Genomic DNA, 16,203 nt, shown 5'->3' with positions numbered 1-16,203 from the left:
AAGTTATAACACGTCAGCTTCTTGTGGTTCATAATAAAGAATAATTGCACCTCCGTCAAAGGTCTTGGTTTTTATGAGCTTTAGAGTCATCCTGTCATTCATATTTTCGAATAACGGCATACCTTCCCCAACTACCCTTTCTCCAAATACATATCCTCAACCCAATTTCCCCGGGCATAGCTACCGAAGAGGATGACCATCTCTAAGCCCTTGTAAGCCTGCAATACGTCTGTAAGTAGATATAGCTCTTTTTGTTTCTCTTCGGGCAGGTGTTTTAGTAATTCGCTCACAATACAAGTTTAAAAAAATATTTGGGTATGTGAGTTAATAATTACTATAGTTCTCTTTTCTGTTTTGGAGACTTTGAGCAAGCCCAGGCCATGGGTGATTTCATCAAGGGAGGTTCGTGTCTCAGAATGTTCTGTGGCTGCATCAGAACCGCATAATAGTATTTGAAGTGAGAGATGGGGCAAACGAACACTTTCGCCAGAATGTGTCCTCATTGAAAAATAGTAAGTGTCCTTATAAAGGCATGGCAAGCTTAATTCCTCGGCCATTCAATTCTTTCTTGGGGATCTCTTTATTAGAGTAGGCAATAACGTCCCTCTTAGCTGCTATAATTTTTTTAGCTGCCTCAATAACTTGTTCCTTATTTGACTTTTGAGGTTTCATGATACAAAAATACAAAATTGCGATAAGTTGATCCAGCATTACTACGAAGGTATATACAATACGTGCAATAATAATTATCATAAGACTTTCTTCTGTTTTTTAAGGATTTAGAAACTCTAGTAACAACGCCTTAATTTGTCAAATTCCTCGCAACCCTAAACCCCAAATCATCAATCTTAAAAGAAAAAGGGTGGCTTCTCCTCCGGGTAGTTGCCATCACACTTCTTTCCTGATCGCACCAGCCGCCTCCACGAAATACACGGTATGATCCGTAGACGGTTTCGTCGTAAATGTCTGTACACCATTCCCAAACATTGCCGAGCATATCATAAAGCCCCCATTCGTTAGGTTGCTTTTGCCCTACTTCATGGGTTCGGTCACCGGAGTTCTCTTTCACCCAGGCTATTTCATCCAAAGCTCCATACCTGATTTGTTTAGTTCCTGCCTGACAGGCATACTGCCACTCGGCTTCCGTTGGTAGTCGAAATCCATTGGCTTTTGGGTCAAATTCCACATTTTCCGTTGATAAATTAACTGTGTAGCATTTGGTTTTCCCTGCTAATGCTGATAATCTATTGCAAAAATTTACTGCGTCAATCCAGGCAACGGTCTCCACTGGCAACCTTTCCCCCTTAAATGTTGATGGGTTTTCGCCGGTGATTGTTTCGTATAAATCCTGGGTTATGGGATATTTGGATAGCTCGAAGGTCTCGATTTTGGATAGCCAGACTTCCTTTCTTCTGTCATCTCTCATTTCAACCGTACCGGACGGAATAGTGACAAACAACGCGTCAATTGATTCTTTACCTATGTTTTTGTTTATCGTCTCCACCGCTTTTTATAGCTGCTAACGTTTTACTTTCGCTCACGTTACGCCAATGCTGTCACTACAGTTCTTTTATTTTTTCAATAGCAAAGTTTAGTTGTGCATCCCGGTGGTTCATAAAGTCCTCATAAGTCTGTACGACCTCAAAGTCGGGGATTATTCCATCTCCCGGTTTTTCATCGTGCAATTCCTCCACATCCTGCTCAAGGTCAACAATAGAAAATGTCAAGTTAAGTTTAGAGTTGGGCAGCTTGTAAGTCACGGGGATATGTCCTGTATGGCCGTAATAACCACCCAAAGTCTCCTCTCCTATCACTACAGTATTTTCATCACTCTTGACCATACTCGCAAATAGTGAACCTGCAGAGGCTACAAAAGGGTCAATCATTAAAATCAATTTCCCATTAAAAGCATTTTCCCTGGGTTCCCAAACCTTATTGAAAGATTCGTTTTGATAATACCTGCCGTTTCTGAAGATAGAATGCTCCTCTTTAAGTTCCAGCGGAAGCTCATCAATATCATCATCCGCATAGTGTTCGCGAAATGGAATGTCCTGAAAAATAGTAAATGCTGATTTGTTTTCCCTGAAATTTCTTTGGGTCAGGTATGAATACAGAAGGATATCGTTTGGATCGTTACCACCGCCATTGTCGCGGATATCAACGATTAACTTTTCAACCTTTTGTTTTTTAAGGGTGGTAAAAACCGAATCCAAAAAAAATGCATACTTTTTATGCCCTTCCGAATCCGGGCCTCCCATGCCGAAGGTGTGCACATTTAAAAGGCCGGTATTGATGCTGTCCAGGAAATAAAAGCTGTAGTCTTCATCCATCCTGCTTTCAAAGTCTTTAGAATGCCGCTCTTTATAGTTTTTATAAAAAATGGCATAAGGCACGCTTTCAATTTTTTCTTTCCGCGTTTCTCCACTACCCCTTTCTCTGTATTCGACCGTGAAATAGTCCTGCTCACCGATGGCAAGGTAAATATAGAAAGCGAGCCAATCTGTAGCTATGTTTGCGTATTTGCCGGTTTTGTTAAAGCCGTCCGTACTTGCATACCGGGAAATAAGGGAGGAAAATGCTTCGCCACTGATGCCGTTTACATCAACGATTTCACTTCCATTAGCTATTTGCCCATATTCAAGGTTGGTATACAACTTCCCTTCGATGTACTTGAGCGGAATAGGAAAGAATATTTTTTGCTTATTCAAATGCTTGTCCAAAGAGTCGGGGTAGGTTAATGAATTGTGGCTACTTCCTGTATAATCAATAACGTCCCACAGGATATTGTAAAACTCCCGATATGATAAATTATCTACCAACCTTTGTTTGTTCGCCTCAAACACACTATCTATTTCATTTTCAGAACGATACTTATAAAGTCCGGCGTTTGCTTTCCTGAATATTCCTTCAAACAGTTCATAGTCTTCCAGCATTTTCTGCTTTGAGAGGGAGTCATTTCCGGCTGTTTCAGGTTTTTCACTGGCCAGTTTACAGGAAGCCAGCACCAATAAACCCGACAGCAGGATAAATTTTGCAATGTCTTTCATCATGTAGTTTGGATAGTAGCCAATGGTAAGGGCATAGAGCAGGGTACTGCAATAATTTTGCCTCTGTAGCTATGCCCTATAGCCATTATTGGGTAACGTTTTAATTAGCCTTCCAAGTTATTTATTTCATTAAACATCCAGCAGCTATACCCAAAGATTTTTTCCTACCTTCTTCCAACTGATCGTTTACAATTTCATATAGGACAAGCTGCAGTTTCCATAAAGTCAAACCTACCTCTTCCGGTACGGAGAGGGCATTCCAGCCTACGGGCCTTTGCCGGGTGAGGTGATATACAGCAAGGTGCAACCTCTGCTTAAGGCTATTAACCTCAGCCGGTATTACAGAACGGTAAAGCTTTACCAAACTTTTGGAAGTTTAGTAAAGCCGCAATTTAGCTCTGTAAGCTGTCATTAAGTTTATCAATCAAAAAATACGTATTTGCCGAGTTCTACCGACTTAACAGCATTGATAGAGTTGACAGCACTAAGCTTTGTGTTACTGGTTGTTATTCCTCTATTTGAATTAACCTGCCGTTATTTTCTGATAAAAATATTCTGTCGTTAATAATCATTAAATATTTTGGGAATATCTTTTCCGGGTTTCCATCTATTTCAGTTTCTACTTTTTCTCCCGAAACCATAACAGATTTCACTGCTTTAAACTTTGCTGTTTTTTTACCAAATCCATTAGTCCACCCAAAATAGAATTCGTCTTTTGATTTTTGCACAGCAGACAGGTTTCCCCAGCATATTTCCTTGTCGTCCGTAAATCGATTAACCTTAGGTTTATCATTAAACCCGGCAAAAGAGCTGATCCATACTCCCCGATCACGTGTTTCCCTCTTTATCTTCCCATTGTTGTATGTCCAAAGTAAGAAATAACCATTTTCGCTCATCTTAAAAAAATGTAAACGGGCCTTCTCACCATTTTTTTGGCCTCTGGCTGTTATATTTTTAGATAGCATTTTTTTGGTTAGTATATCAAACTCACACAAATGAAGTTCCTTAAAATGGAGGTTAAAGGCCAGTAATAGTTTGCCGTTTTCGCCTACCTGAATTTGATATTCCACACAACCATGTAAGCTAAAAGGAGTTTCTATCGCATCAAATTCTGGTAATTCGTCATGCTCAGTTACGGCAAACGCCAATTGCGATTTAATTTTGCCAGAGGTGATATTTACCTCCACTTCTTCGGCATGCTGAGGTGGAAATTTGTGGATAGCAAACCAATACGTTTTTCCATTGTAGCTTATAGATTTTATTTTACTATAAAACTGATCCTCCCAAAACTTAAGAGGTGTCATTTGTATGGTTCCTGAATCTCCAATGGTTATAGCATACCACGAAGGCCTGAATTCTACAATCGCATAATTGATAGAATCCTTGATGAATCGCTTTTCAAAACGAATCTCGGTATTTAGCATAAATGCCCGCTGATCATCTCCAGTGATATGAAAATTTGCGTATTGAGGCATGTCGTCAATAACAGGTAAATCAACATCATCAAGCAAATTCAAATTCTCGTCAATATGAAGCAGTGCCGCCTGGTTAGCTTTTTTGCAATAGCAAATTAATAATCCATATGCTGTTTGGATTGAAGAAAAAATGTCCAATGTCCCATGTGGGAATAGTCTGCCTGACTCATTTTCTAATATTCGCAGTGTCATCTTCAAGTTCAAAGTACACTGCGAATATATACTTTAATGATTAAGAAAATTCAGCAAATAGCCCCTATAGTCATAGTAGTCGGGGTGCTCCAGCACGTCTTTACGGTTTCTCGGACGCTCGATCGGGATCACCAGCTCATCGCCAATTTTGGCGTATGGCCCACTGGTCATCATGATTACCCGGTCCGCCAGGAAGATGGATTCATCTACATCATGGGTGATGGCCACTGCCGTGATCTGCTCTTTCTGCCAGATCTCAAGCAGTACATCCTGAAGCTCCCCACGGGTGAGTGAGTCCAGCATGCCGAAAGGCTCATCCAGGAGGAGTACTTTGGGCTTCAGTGCAAAAGCCCGGGCAATGCCCACTCTTTGTTGCATGCCCTGCGAAAGGTCAGTAGCCCTTTTGTAAAAATCGTTGCCCAGGCCAACCTTGTCCAGATAGTATTTGCAGATATCCTCTTTTTCTGCCTGGGATGCTCCGGGGAACACCTGTTTGACGCCTATCATTACATTTTGCAGGGCAGTCAGCCAGGGCAAAAGGCTGGGTGACTGAAAAACAACCGCCCGGTCGGGGCCGGCATCCCTTACCACATCATCATCTACGAGGATCTGCCCGCCGCTAATCTCATTTAACCCGGCCATCATGGTCAATAGTGTTGATTTGCCACATCCGGAATGCCCGATAATGGAAACGAACTCTCCCTGCCTGATGGAAAGCTGCAAATCATCGAGCACTACATATTCCCCTTTTGGAGTAGGATATACTTTTCGCAGATCCTTACAGACAAGCATTTCCGGGCTAAGTACCGGCTCTGGCATATACGATATTACTTCTTGCAGTTGTGTTTGCATGGTCTGAGGGGTTTAAAAGTATTTGACTTTATCTTTCTTCTTCTTTCTGCCGAAAATGACTCTTCCCGGCATGGTAGGTTTGAGGTCAGGCAGGATGTATTTCTGATCGCTCACCTGTCTTCTTGTGGCACCTACCTCAATCAGGTATTCTAAAATGTCATTTCTCAACCTTTTGTACTGAGTGTCTTTGTTGATGTTGGTTACGTCCCGGGGGCGTTCAAATGGCACCTTAAACTCAGGCCCCAATGTCGCCTTAGGACCGGGAGTCATAGGAATGATGCGGTCAGCCATCAGTATACCTTCATCCACATCATTGGTGATCAATATGGCGGTTTTCCTGTCCCTGCTCCAGATCTTGATGATCTCCTCCTGGAGTGAGCCCCGGGTAAGGGCGTCCAATGCACTCAAAGGTTCATCCATCAGCAGCATCTCAGGGTTCATGGCCAGTGCCCGCGCTACGGATACCCGCTGGCGCATACCGCCGGAAAGCTCAGATGGCTTTTTGTCTTTAGCCGCAGTTAAGTTCACCATTTCAATGTAGCTCAAAACGTGGGCTTCATTCTCCGATGACGACATTTTTGGAAACACCTGATCTACCGCCAGTTTCACATTGCTGTACACCGAAAGCCATGGCAGCAGGGAGTAATTTTGAAAAATGACACCCCTGTCAGGCCCGGGGCCGGCAATGGGCTTACCTTTAAGCAGCACCTCACCGGCATCCGGAAATATCAGTCCGTTGATCAGGTTGATGAGCGTAGTTTTGCCACTTCCGGAAAACCCTACGATAGCTAAGAATTCCCCTTCCCTGACACTCAGGTTGATGTCTTCGAGTACATCGATCCTGGAAGAGCCGGCACCGAAGGATTTCGAAACGTTATTCAGTTCTAATATGGCCATTATGCTATTCCTTTATTGAAACTCATCATATTTTGCACACTCAGCATGATGCGGTCCAGCAGGAAGCCGATGATACCGATCACGAACATAGCCACGATGATCTTGGCATTGGAGTCGTTCGCACCATTCTGAAATTCTTCCCACACAAAAGACCCTAACCCCGGGCTTTGTGCCAGCAGTTCTATAGCTATCAACACCATCCAGGCAACCGATACAGTGATCCTAAGGCCGGTAAAAATGAGCGGCAATGAAGCTGGAAGTACGATTTTGAATATATTCTGGCCGATGCTGAGTTTCAGTACTTTCGCCACATTGATATAGTCTTTATCTACACTGCTTACTCCCATGCTCGTATTGATCAGCGTAGCCCACATGGCGCAGAGACCCACACTGATGGAGGAAATAATGAATGATTTGTCTATGCCTGGATCAGTGATGACCGTTTTCACGATCATAAAAACCAGTAGCAACCAAACCACCGGTGAGACCGGTTTGAAGATCTGAATCAGCCAGTTGAAAGAAGTTCTCAAAGAAGCGCTCAACCCGATGACGATCCCGATGGGCACTGCTATAAAAACTGCCAGTAAAAAACCGGCAGCCACTGTCTTTAAGCTTGTCCCGATCTGGTCAAGGAACGACGGCCTGCCGGTGTAGGTGATTGGGGCCAAGCCCTGAGCTTCCCTTTCAGAATTGGTATCTGCTACCCTGGCCTTGAAATCAGCTTTTTTCTCGCTAATGCTCAGGTGATCTTGCCACAATGCCTTAAAAGCCGTATACACCTGTGCTGGTGATGGCAGGGTATTGGGCTGGCAGGAAACGTCTCCTGACTCAATACATTTCTGCATGGCCAATGCTGCTGCTTCTCCCTGGTCTGCCCTCACCTTTTCGATCCTCGATTCAGCTTCGCTGTTGTACAATGCTGTAGCTCCGGCATACCAGAAGGCTATAAACAGGAAAATGGACAGGAGCGGAAGTAAAGCTTGTTTAAAAAATAATTTGCCGTTTTTGGCCGGTTCCTCTCCGCTGAATATCCGGATCAGGGGTTCTGTAAAACCCAGACCGATCGTTTTTAATGTTTTAATGGACTTGTCCTTCATGGCGTTGGTATTTATGAAGTGATAATTGAACTCAGGTACTGGTGCGAGGGCCGGTCAGACCAAACCCTCAGGCACCAACGCCTATTTGTGTTTAAAGGCTTTCGTCTTTATTTCCGATTTTGAAGCTGTTGATATACCCTATCGGATCTTTAGCATCATAAGCAGTACCGTCAATAAAATCACTGGTGACTGGCTTATAACCATCTGTATCAGGAATGTCTGCGGCATCTATTTTACCTTCTTTCACGAGAAGATCAGCAGCCTCTTTCCAGATATCCGGTCTGTAGATATCTTTGATGGTAGTGTGGTACCAGTCTGCTGGTTTACTTTCCGGGATTTGTCCCCACCTTCTCATCTGGGTCAGGAACCAGATACCATCGGAGTAGAACGGATAGGTGGCATTGTACCGGTAGAATACGTTGAAATCAGGCATGCTTCTCTTATCTCCTTTTTCAAACTCAAAGGTTCCGGTCATAGAGTTGGCTATCACTACCGAATCGGCACCTACATAGGCCGGCATGGAGAGTATGCCAACCGCTTTTGGCCTGTTACCGGGAGTATCCAGCCACTTGGCAGCTCTGATCAATGCTTTGGTGACAGCAATTGCGGTATTAGGATTCTCTTCCACAAATTTCTTCGTCATCACAAATACCTTCTCGGGGTTGTTTTTCCAGATGTCATAGTTGGTTGTCACGGGCACACCAATTCCTTTAAACACTGCCTGCTGGTTCCACGGCTCACCTACGCAGTAGCCATAGATAGTTCCTGCTTCAAGGGTTGCCGGCATTTGGGGTGGAGGCGTTACGGAAAGCAATACGTCTGCATCTATCTGCCCCTGTATGTTGTCTGCTGTGTAGAAACCGGGGTTAATCCCTGCTGCAGCCAGCCAATACCTGATCTCATAGTTGTGCGTAGATACCGGGAACACCATGCCCATTTTGAAGGGCTTACCGGCATTTTTGTAATCTTTCACTACTGGCGCCAGGGCATCCGCCTTGATGGGGTGTATGGGTTTGCCATCGGCATCTGCCGGCACATTGGGCTTCATGGCAGCCCACACCTCATTAGATACTGTGATCCCATTCCCGTTAAGGTCCATTGAAAATGGCGTAACCAGCTCTGCCTGGCGACCGAAACCTGCCCCGGCAGCAATTGGCTGACCGGCAAGCATATGCGAACCATCCAGTTGGCCATCGATCACTCTGTCCAAAACATTCTTCCAGTTAGACTGTGCCTCGATGGTTACAAATAGTCCTTCATCTTCGAAGTAGCCCAGCTCTTTGGCAATGGCCAGAGGTGCCATGTCGGTCAGTTTGATGAACCCGAAGGTTAGCTGTGGTTTTTCGATCAATAGTTTAGGGCTTGATTCTGTGGTTTCCTGAGCAGTTGCTTTGTCTTTGGAACTTCCTCCTGTGCAAGCGGTCCAGATAACAGCCATGATCAGGAGGGCTGCAGTATTTTTTAAGATTCTCATTATGAATATGTTTTTAATGGTTATCGATTATTTTGAAGTGAACAGGGTTGGCTTAAAGGTGATCATTGTCCATGCCCAGCATTGCAGGGCACCTTTATCACCACCTCTCAGCGCTTCCATGGTATCAGTAGCAAACATTTGCGAATAACCCAGATTCCAAACCACTCCACCTTTTAGTTTCTTTGTGAACACCAGGTCTACTTCTGTACCCATGGCCTTGCTAAGCTCAGTTCCATCTTCAGCAAGCTGAGTAGAGCCAGTTAGGAATTCGTGTATGTGGGCGTTTAGGGCGCCTCCTGCCACTTTGAAGCTTGTTTTCACATAGATATCAGTTACTCCGACAGAGCCATTGGCCGGCCCTACGTAGAAGTAGTCCATGAAGCCATTGTGTGCGTGGTTGGTACCAAAATCAGGGCTGAAAGCCGTAACATCCGTTGATGTGTCGTCATCATCCTTACCTGAGACATATTCCACTCCCAATGTCAGTGGAGTTACAGGGGTTTCAACAGTGGCGTTGATGCCAGCCAACAGTGCATTGACTGTGTTGTTGTTTAAGTCGCCTGTCTGATAGTAGAAATCGCCGGCCAGTTTAACCCCACCTAATTTTTTTGACCCTACAAATCCGAAGGTTTGCTTGTATGAAACGGTAGTGTCCGCATTTTGATAACCGGCATTGAATGCAAGCAGGGAAACAGACCCGTCGGTAATTGCCTTATTGAACCATGCGTACTGAAAGGTTTTGTAGCTGCCGCTCACTGAGTAGTATCCAGCTCCAGGGGCTTGGAGAAAACCGGGCTCGGGCACATCGTCGTCCTGGTTATAAGCGAACCCGAGGTGTAATTTTGATTTTCCCTGCTCATAAAGGAATAGCAGGGCATCATGTCTACGGCCTTGCTGCGCCCATTCCAAACCACCAAGAAACCTTTGGTTGTCATAGGAAATGATCTGACGGCCTGCTTTTACGGAGAAAGCATTAGTGAAATAGTATTGCCCCCATGCTTCGCTGATGAAAGTTTTACCATATTCTTCCTTGAAGATTTGTGAGGTCTCTCCCCATATGCGAATGTCCTGAAAAGCGACTCTGAATTTGATAGTCGAATCTGCGTAATCCAGATAAAGACGTGATCGCTGCTCGGTAAAAAAGGCAGGATCTTTTGCTTCATCCGTTAAAGTCTTGAAACCGTTACGGAGCTCGGTTCGCGGACGAACTTCAGCAGTGACAGTAACCTGTGCCCTGGCACTGTAGTATCCAAGGGCAAGAAAGAGCGCTGTTAAATAGATCAGTTTTTTCATGTCTTCTAATGTTATAAGCTTTGTTTGATACGCAGTTGATTACGTATAAATACGTAGTTTATACAAACCTATGGACAATCGTTTGAATTGTTTGTGTATCAAAGACAGGAACAAACAGCTTTTTAATACATAAAAAAACCTGCCAAATGGCAGGTTTTAAAATTAAAACACTTGAATTGCAGAAACTTAACTATTAATGAAGTAGTTATGCTCCGAAATTTCATTACTAAGTATTTCTACGTTTTTTATCACAATATGCTTCCCCGGGGTTTCAATAAGGCCTTCTTTTCTAAGGGCAGACAGGGTTCTGATGACCTGCTCTTCGGTAGTTCCTGCAAAGTCTGAAATCTCCCTTCTGGATAATTGCAGGTTGAGTATATCGTTGGTCCTTCCGAACTTTCTGTTGATATATAACAACACATCGATCACTTTTTCCCGAACAGTCATCTGCGCAAATTTCTTCACTTTGCTCTCACTCCGGTTGAGTTCTTCGGCATAAAATAGCATCAGATCATAGGTAAGCAAAGGGACTTCCATGAGCATTTCCTTAAGAATATCGTTCGAGAAATTGCAGAGAACTGCATTTTCGAGGGCTACAGCATTTATCTGATAAGTGAGGCCTGTACCGAAACCGCGGTGCCCGATGGTTTCTCCATGGCCTGTAAAGCGGACAATCTGCTCCTTGCCGTTGAATCCGGTTTTGGCAACTTTGACCTTTCCTTCCTGCACAAAATATAAGCCATGTACCGGTGATCCTTCTATGATAAATGTTTGTCCTTTCTTGCATCGAATGGTGGATTTACGCTCCACAAAAGATCTTAATTTCTCATTAAGGTTTCTTTTGATGATGCAGTGGTTATTGTGGCAGTTGAAGCAATCCATAAGTCAGTAATTTACGTAAAAATACGTAATTATTTATACAAATGCTATCTGATGCTACCCTCGAGTTTCCGAGGGAAATACCATTGCTCTCTAAAGAGATTTATGTGTAGCTACACTATAAATTTGTGATCTGTAAAACCCTCGCAAGACTGTGCGATCCAAATACCGTGAATTATTTTCTATTCCGCACATGTGCACAAATTTTTTACTATTGAACATCAGCATTTTAGGAAAAGATCAAATAAAAACAAACGCAACATAGTTGCAATTACACAAAAAATATGATTTATTGCCAACCATTATTTCAACCAAACCTAAATATTACTATTATGAAAAAAACCAAATTTTTATGGGCTGCGGCCATGATGTGCGGAATGGTATTTTCCTGTAACGAACAGGAGTCTCCTGCACTGGAAGACAAATTGGTCAATGATGCTGTTAGCGCAGACCAGCTAATCCCCGACCAGTACATTGTTGTGTTTAAGGGTGATGCCATGACCTCAGGCAGGCTTAATGAGCCGACATTCACAGACCGGACTGATAAAGTAGCCTACTCCAGGGAAGCAACAGCCAAAGCTAAAGAGGAGCTAAGTGGATTTTACCGCGAAAAGGATATACGTCCTGCCCAGGTAAAAGCCGAATTCACCTCTGTGTACAGTGGCTTTGTGGCAAAACTGGATAAGAACAAGCTCGCCCAATTGCAAAATGATCCAAGGGTAGATTTTATTGAGCAAGACAGGGTAGTAGAGCTGGACTTTGAAGTAGAGGCTGTTTACACTGCGGACGAACTTCCTAAAGACTTGAGTAATGGAAGGGAAGCTGCACAAAGCACTACCTGTGCCATCCAGAATGCCGGCGGTGCTGGCGATGGTACCGGTGGCAATACGTTCATCTGGATTGTAGATACCGGTATAGACCTGGATCACCCCGACCTGAACGTAAACACTACTTATTCCAGGTCTTTTGCTGACTCCAGCCCGGATGATGCCAATGGCCATGGTACACACGTGGCTGGTATAGCTGCCGCCATTAGCAACAGTTATGGTGTAGTAGGTGTTTCAGCAGGAGCTACCGTGGTTGCTGTAGATGTACTGGGTACAGGCTCTGCCAGCACTTCAACCATTATAAGTGGTATGGATTACGTAGCTTCCAATGATATTTCCGGCGACGTGGTTAACATGAGCCTCGGGCCACGCAGCAGAACAGGCTGCTCCAGCTCCAGCGCTTACAGAAGCGCATTGGAGAGACTGAATGATCAATCTCTTATTGCTTTAGCTGCTGGTAACTCTTCAGACGATGCCCAGTATTACGATCCTGCATGTCATAACCTGAGTGGGGTTTAGACAGTTGCATCTATGACGTGTAGCGGTTCATTTTCATCATTTTCAAATTACGGATCTCCGGTTGACTGGATCGCGACAGGCAGCAGCGTAACCTCTACATACAGAGGTGGTGGCTATGCTACTTTGAGCGGAACATCCATGGCTTCACCGGTAGTAGCCGGCGTTCTACACGAAAGAAGCGGCGCTCCGCGACAGTGCGGTAGTGTAAGCTACGGAGGATTGACTTATAAAATAGCCTGCCGTTAAGGTTTATTAAAACCCTTTTTAAAAGCTCTCCCTGTTTTGGGAGGGCTTTTTACCTGTCAACCATATAATTCAGTTCCGTTACTCCACAAGTAAATTGCTGGGTAGCAGGCAAAAGCTTTAGGTTTATTTTGTCTTTGATATTTGCAAACAAGGGAACACCTCCTCCCAGAACAATTGGATTAACAAAAAGCCAGAAGCCATCAATTAAGTGCTGCTGCATAAGTGAATGTGTTGCTGTCGGGCTGCCAAAAAGGAAGATATCTTCATAACCTCCATCATTACGTTGTTTTAGTTCGTTTATTCTGTCTGAGAGGTTATCGCTAATAATTTCAGTACTTGTTAAACCCTCTGCTTTCATGGTTTTTGACAACACAACTTTACGGATCTTACTATACCATTTCGAATGCTCAATGTCGTGTTTGGTTGCGGTGGGCTTGTCTCCTGCAGTAGGCCAGTAACTTTCCATCATCTGATAAGTTACTCGTCCATACAAAGCCGTGTCGCAGGGGTTTATGCGCTTGCCTACGTAATCAAAAATTTCTTCATCAACCTTAATCCAGTCCATTTCGCCGTTTGGTCCTGCTACAAAACCATCAAGCGATACATGCATAAATGAAATTATCTTTTTCATATAGGTTTATTTCTAGTTGCTAGTCAAAATGATTTGCTTGATCCATTTGCTGAACCTCAGGCCTGATGCTGTTTTAAATATTGTGAAAGCCGCTCCATGTTTTGAACAAGGCCAACATCTGCTTTGAATGCCCTTATGGCTTCTTCTTTAGTAGGTACAGAATCAAAAATATTTTGCCAGACGACCTTTGTAGAGTCACCTTCCGGAAAGAGCTGTACAATGAGGGTAAATTTTGGATGTTGCCTGTGTTCCATTACGATCCTTTCCAGGGGCTTTACTTCCAGGTAGTAAAAGACATTCACAAAATCTGTCCCGTCCGGGGCGTGCATTGTAAAATCCCATATCCCTCCTTCTTTTACTTCCATTTTTCTAATGGTGTTGGTAAAGCCTTCAGGGCCCCACCAAACTTTAATGTACTCAGGAGTGGTCAGGACTTTCCAGAGCAGTTCGACAGGAGCGTCGAATATCCTGGTTATTTCCATTGATCTGTTACTGATGTCTTCCATTTTATTTTCTTTTGTTTTTCCCTTGTAGTTCATCTAAGAGGTTATCCAACCTGTCAAGCCGACTATTCCATAGTGCTTTGAATGGTTCAAGCCAATCAGCAACTTCCATTAGTTTGTTTGCTTCGAGGTTGCAATAGCGCTCCCGTCCTTCCTGCTCAATGCTTATTACCCCACATTCCTGTAGAAATTTAACGTGCAGAGACACGGCCTGTCTTGTCATGTCAAATTGTTCTGCAAGGGCATTTACTTTTTTTCTTTCTTTGGTAAGCGACATTAATATCTGCCTCCTGGTCGGGTCAGCTATTGCCTGATATACATCTCGTCTCATAGGGTATCTGGATAACTTTGAGCAAGTTATTCCTTGCACATTTAATACGCAAGTCATTGCTTGCTTAAATTTATATTTTAGTTTGGTTATGGGTTAAACAAAGCAGTCATGCAGCCCAAACTGAAACAGGAACTGCCCGGGCTAAATCAGGCCGCTTGTGATATAAAAGTGCTCGTAGAATAAGCATAATTTAGGAGTGGATATAAATAAAAAAACCGATCACTTCTGATCGGTTTTTCTTAGCCTCTCATGGGCAAATACCGAACCTTTTACTCCCTGATTGCACAAAATCGATGTTTTTGAAAAGCTGCTATGGTAAAATTTCTCTTCTATAAATAGCTCTTACAATAAAGTGCTAAACCCGTGACCCTACAGAGAGCTCACTTTGCCTTTGTCAATGCCATTTTCACGGCAAGCCCGGCCAATACAGACCCCATAAACCATTTTTGAACTCCCATCCAGAGTGGATTTTTCGAGAACCAGACCGCCATTTTGGCAGCGAATAGTACAATCACGAAGTTGACCGTAAAGCTTATCATGATCTGGATTGCACCCAGTTGAAAACTCTGACTTAAAATGGACCCATGTTCAGGTTTTATAAATTGCGGAAAAAATGAAAGATAAAAGACCGCCATCTTGGGGTTCAGCACATTGGTCATCAGCCCGATATTAAACAATTTGAGCGGTTTGCTTGCCTTAAGATTTCGATTTGCATCAAAGATTTTGGCCTTGGACCTTACAGAATTATAAGCCAGGTAGAGTAAATACCCAACGCCAAGAAACTTGACCACCATAAAAGCATAAGGGATAGCAAAAAATATGGCAGTAAGGCCAAATGAGACCATTAGGATATGAAACAAAAATCCGCACATGACCCCGAAAAGAGATATTATTCCGGCATCTTTCCCTTGTGATAATGACCTGGAGATTAAATAAATCATGTTTGGCCCGGGCGTAAGCACCATAATCAATGCGGCTAATGCAAATAGTAGTAGATCGTTAATGGGTATCATATTTCTGTTAGTTATTTTTTAGTCAATGCCCTCAATACTCTATTCCCTCTCTCCGATCTGCTCTATCTTTTCAAGGCAAATTTCTTCAGTTAATTGCTTTAGCTCCTCCACCCTGGCGGCTAAATACTCCAAATCACTTTTCGTGATGTGGTACTCCTTCATTTTATAGCGGGCATCTATATATGCTCTTTTCAGCAACTCAAACAACCGCTTGCTTTCGTTGGTGGACTTCGGGAATACATCAAATCTTTTGTCGCACATTTCCACTTTTATCCCCAGGGTTTCCAGATTATGGTCCTTGGGCCGGTAGTCGGTAAATACCAGCAAGATGGTGGTGTAGTAGCGCTCTACGGCTTGGTGGAGTAAGAATGCTGCCTGATGCAGTTTATTTCGGTTTAAATCAAAGTTGAAAGTTTCATAAAAATCATTCGCACTTTCAAACCACTGGTCATAGTACTCCTGCGCCTTCTCCTGATATTGCTTTGCAGTGAGCCTTTTAGGTGAGGTCAGTTTGTGTTTGCCTGTGTCGTAGAGTACTATGCCTTCTTCTTTAATGTCTTTAAAAAAGTAGTTGCCAATGCTTAATGCCTGGTTGAGGTGCTTTATGCCATGAAATATCATGCTTACCGGGGTAGTTACCTCTCCGGTTTCTATGAGCTGGCTTTTTACCTGCTCTTCTATCTTAACTTTGAGTGAGAAGTTTTCATGCCGCAGCACTACCAGCAAATCAAAATCGCTCCGGTATTCGTAAATAGTGTCATTTTCTACATAGCTATCCTCAACCCAATCCCCTTTGGCATAGCTCCCGAAGAGGATCAGCATCTCTACTTTGTCCATACCGGAAATAAGCTCAGTAAGCTTTTTCAATTCTTCTCTCTTGTTCTCCGGAATATTTTCTACCGTATCGCTCAAACGTCTGGATTTATT

General features: G+C 43.4%; 17 protein-coding genes and 1 pseudogene. 1 reads left to right on the top strand and 17 read right to left on the bottom strand.

The genetic code is table 11. The features are described from left to right. Positions 1-131 precede the first annotated feature (131 nt). From LVD17_RS12025 to LVD17_RS11970, 12 genes are all read right to left on the bottom strand, one after another. Entirely contained in the window at positions 132-290 is a 159-nt protein-coding gene (locus tag LVD17_RS12025; protein WP_233767054.1) for a nucleotidyltransferase domain-containing protein, read from the bottom strand. Between the two features lie 232 nt (positions 291-522). Continuing rightward, on the bottom strand, positions 523-753 hold the full coding sequence (locus tag LVD17_RS12020) for a hypothetical protein (protein WP_233767053.1): 231 nt from the start codon (positions 751-753) through the stop codon (positions 523-525). Between the two features lie 49 nt (positions 754-802). After that, positions 803-1,504 carry a formylglycine-generating enzyme family protein gene (locus LVD17_RS12015; protein ID WP_233767052.1) on the bottom strand — a complete coding sequence of 234 codons (702 nt, stop codon included), beginning with the start codon at positions 1,502-1,504 and terminating at the stop codon, positions 803-805. A 55-nt stretch (positions 1,505-1,559) separates the two neighbouring features. After that, a complete protein-coding gene (locus tag LVD17_RS12010) occupies positions 1,560-3,050 on the bottom strand; it encodes a S41 family peptidase (RefSeq protein WP_233767051.1) in 1,491 nt (496 codons plus the stop codon). 118 nt (positions 3,051-3,168) lie between these two features. Continuing rightward, positions 3,169-3,411: a hypothetical protein gene (locus LVD17_RS12005; protein WP_233767050.1), complete on the bottom strand. Its 243-nt coding sequence runs from the start codon at positions 3,409-3,411 to the stop codon at positions 3,169-3,171. A gap of 142 nt (positions 3,412-3,553) precedes the next feature. Beyond that, the gene (locus LVD17_RS12000) at positions 3,554-4,714 is read right to left on the bottom strand and encodes a hypothetical protein (RefSeq protein ID WP_233767048.1); all 1,161 of its coding nucleotides are present in this window, start codon (positions 4,712-4,714) and stop codon (positions 3,554-3,556) included. A 33-nt stretch (positions 4,715-4,747) separates the two neighbouring features. After that, positions 4,748-5,566, bottom strand: coding sequence for an ABC transporter ATP-binding protein (locus tag LVD17_RS11995; protein WP_233767046.1), 819 nt, complete (start codon positions 5,564-5,566; stop codon positions 4,748-4,750). Between the two features lie 12 nt (positions 5,567-5,578). After that, positions 5,579-6,463, bottom strand: coding sequence for an ABC transporter ATP-binding protein (locus tag LVD17_RS11990; protein WP_233767044.1), 885 nt, complete (start codon positions 6,461-6,463; stop codon positions 5,579-5,581). Next, positions 6,463-7,560: an ABC transporter permease gene (locus LVD17_RS11985; protein ID WP_233767042.1), complete on the bottom strand. Its 1,098-nt coding sequence runs from the start codon at positions 7,558-7,560 to the stop codon at positions 6,463-6,465. The genes LVD17_RS11990 and LVD17_RS11985 overlap by 1 nt, the downstream gene beginning before the upstream one ends. A 91-nt stretch (positions 7,561-7,651) precedes the next feature. Next, complete coding sequence (locus LVD17_RS11980; protein WP_233767040.1) at positions 7,652-9,034, bottom strand: CmpA/NrtA family ABC transporter substrate-binding protein; 1,383 nt, start codon at positions 9,032-9,034, stop codon at positions 7,652-7,654. 27 nt (positions 9,035-9,061) lie between these two features. Next, positions 9,062-10,327, bottom strand: a complete 1,266-nt coding sequence (locus LVD17_RS11975) for an alginate export family protein (protein WP_233767038.1) — start codon at positions 10,325-10,327, stop codon at positions 9,062-9,064. Positions 10,328-10,513: 186 nt separating this feature from the next. After that, on the bottom strand, positions 10,514-11,209 hold the full coding sequence (locus LVD17_RS11970; protein ID WP_233767037.1) for a Crp/Fnr family transcriptional regulator: 696 nt from the start codon (positions 11,207-11,209) through the stop codon (positions 10,514-10,516). A 281-nt stretch (positions 11,210-11,490) separates the two neighbouring features. On the opposite strand from LVD17_RS11970, the pseudogene LVD17_RS11965 reads away from it, so the two are divergent. Beyond that, positions 11,491-12,798, top strand: a pseudogene (locus LVD17_RS11965) (S8 family serine peptidase). 49 nt (positions 12,799-12,847) lie between these two features. Here the strand turns inward: LVD17_RS11965 and LVD17_RS11960 are convergent. The 5 genes from LVD17_RS11960 to LVD17_RS11940 all read right to left on the bottom strand — a co-directional run bounded on the left by LVD17_RS11960 (position 12,848) and on the right by LVD17_RS11940 (position 16,188). After that, positions 12,848-13,429 (bottom strand): dihydrofolate reductase family protein, encoded by a 582-nt coding sequence (locus LVD17_RS11960; protein WP_233767035.1) that lies wholly within the window; start codon positions 13,427-13,429, stop codon positions 12,848-12,850. Between the two features lie 56 nt (positions 13,430-13,485). After that, the gene (locus LVD17_RS11955; RefSeq protein ID WP_233767034.1) at positions 13,486-13,968 is read right to left on the bottom strand and encodes an SRPBCC domain-containing protein; all 483 of its coding nucleotides are present in this window, start codon (positions 13,966-13,968) and stop codon (positions 13,486-13,488) included. Beyond that, complete coding sequence (locus LVD17_RS11950; RefSeq protein WP_233767032.1) at positions 13,937-14,263, bottom strand: ArsR/SmtB family transcription factor; 327 nt, start codon at positions 14,261-14,263, stop codon at positions 13,937-13,939. Before LVD17_RS11950 ends, LVD17_RS11955 begins: the two co-directional genes overlap by 32 nt. Before the next feature lie 380 nt (positions 14,264-14,643). Next, positions 14,644-15,276, bottom strand: a complete 633-nt coding sequence (locus LVD17_RS11945) for a LysE family translocator (RefSeq protein WP_233767030.1) — start codon at positions 15,274-15,276, stop codon at positions 14,644-14,646. Positions 15,277-15,315: 39 nt separating this feature from the next. After that, positions 15,316-16,188, bottom strand: coding sequence for a HEPN domain-containing protein (locus tag LVD17_RS11940; RefSeq protein WP_233767029.1), 873 nt, complete (start codon positions 16,186-16,188; stop codon positions 15,316-15,318). Positions 16,189-16,203 lie beyond the last annotated feature (15 nt).

The sequence above is a fragment of the Fulvivirga ulvae genome (assembly GCF_021389975.1).
In the GTDB taxonomy this organism is placed as follows: domain Bacteria; phylum Bacteroidota; class Bacteroidia; order Cytophagales; family Cyclobacteriaceae; genus Fulvivirga; species Fulvivirga ulvae.
The sequence above is the reverse complement of the archived record's forward strand: the minus strand, read 5'-3'. Positions and strand labels throughout refer to the sequence as shown.

Coding starts and splice junctions, on each gene's coding strand:
- LVD17_RS12000 (WP_233767048.1), bottom strand. CDS start 4,714: ATGACACTGCGAATATTAGAAAATGAGTCAGGCAGACTATTCCCACAT.
- LVD17_RS11945 (WP_233767030.1), bottom strand. CDS start 15,276: ATGATACCCATTAACGATCTACTACTATTTGCATTAGCCGCATTGATT.
- LVD17_RS11990 (WP_233767044.1), bottom strand. CDS start 6,463: ATGGCCATATTAGAACTGAATAACGTTTCGAAATCCTTCGGTGCCGGC.
- LVD17_RS11950 (WP_233767032.1), bottom strand. CDS start 14,263: ATGAGACGAGATGTATATCAGGCAATAGCTGACCCGACCAGGAGGCAG.
- LVD17_RS11980 (WP_233767040.1), bottom strand. CDS start 9,034: ATGAGAATCTTAAAAAATACTGCAGCCCTCCTGATCATGGCTGTTATC.
- LVD17_RS11955 (WP_233767034.1), bottom strand. CDS start 13,968: ATGAACTACAAGGGAAAAACAAAAGAAAATAAAATGGAAGACATCAGT.
- LVD17_RS12010 (WP_233767051.1), bottom strand. CDS start 3,050: ATGATGAAAGACATTGCAAAATTTATCCTGCTGTCGGGTTTATTGGTG.
- LVD17_RS11960 (WP_233767035.1), bottom strand. CDS start 13,429: ATGAAAAAGATAATTTCATTTATGCATGTATCGCTTGATGGTTTTGTA.
- LVD17_RS11975 (WP_233767038.1), bottom strand. CDS start 10,327: ATGAAAAAACTGATCTATTTAACAGCGCTCTTTCTTGCCCTTGGATAC.
- LVD17_RS11995 (WP_233767046.1), bottom strand. CDS start 5,566: ATGCAAACACAACTGCAAGAAGTAATATCGTATATGCCAGAGCCGGTA.
- LVD17_RS11970 (WP_233767037.1), bottom strand. CDS start 11,209: ATGGATTGCTTCAACTGCCACAATAACCACTGCATCATCAAAAGAAAC.
- LVD17_RS12020 (WP_233767053.1), bottom strand. CDS start 753: ATGATAATTATTATTGCACGTATTGTATATACCTTCGTAGTAATGCTG.
- LVD17_RS11985 (WP_233767042.1), bottom strand. CDS start 7,560: ATGAAGGACAAGTCCATTAAAACATTAAAAACGATCGGTCTGGGTTTT.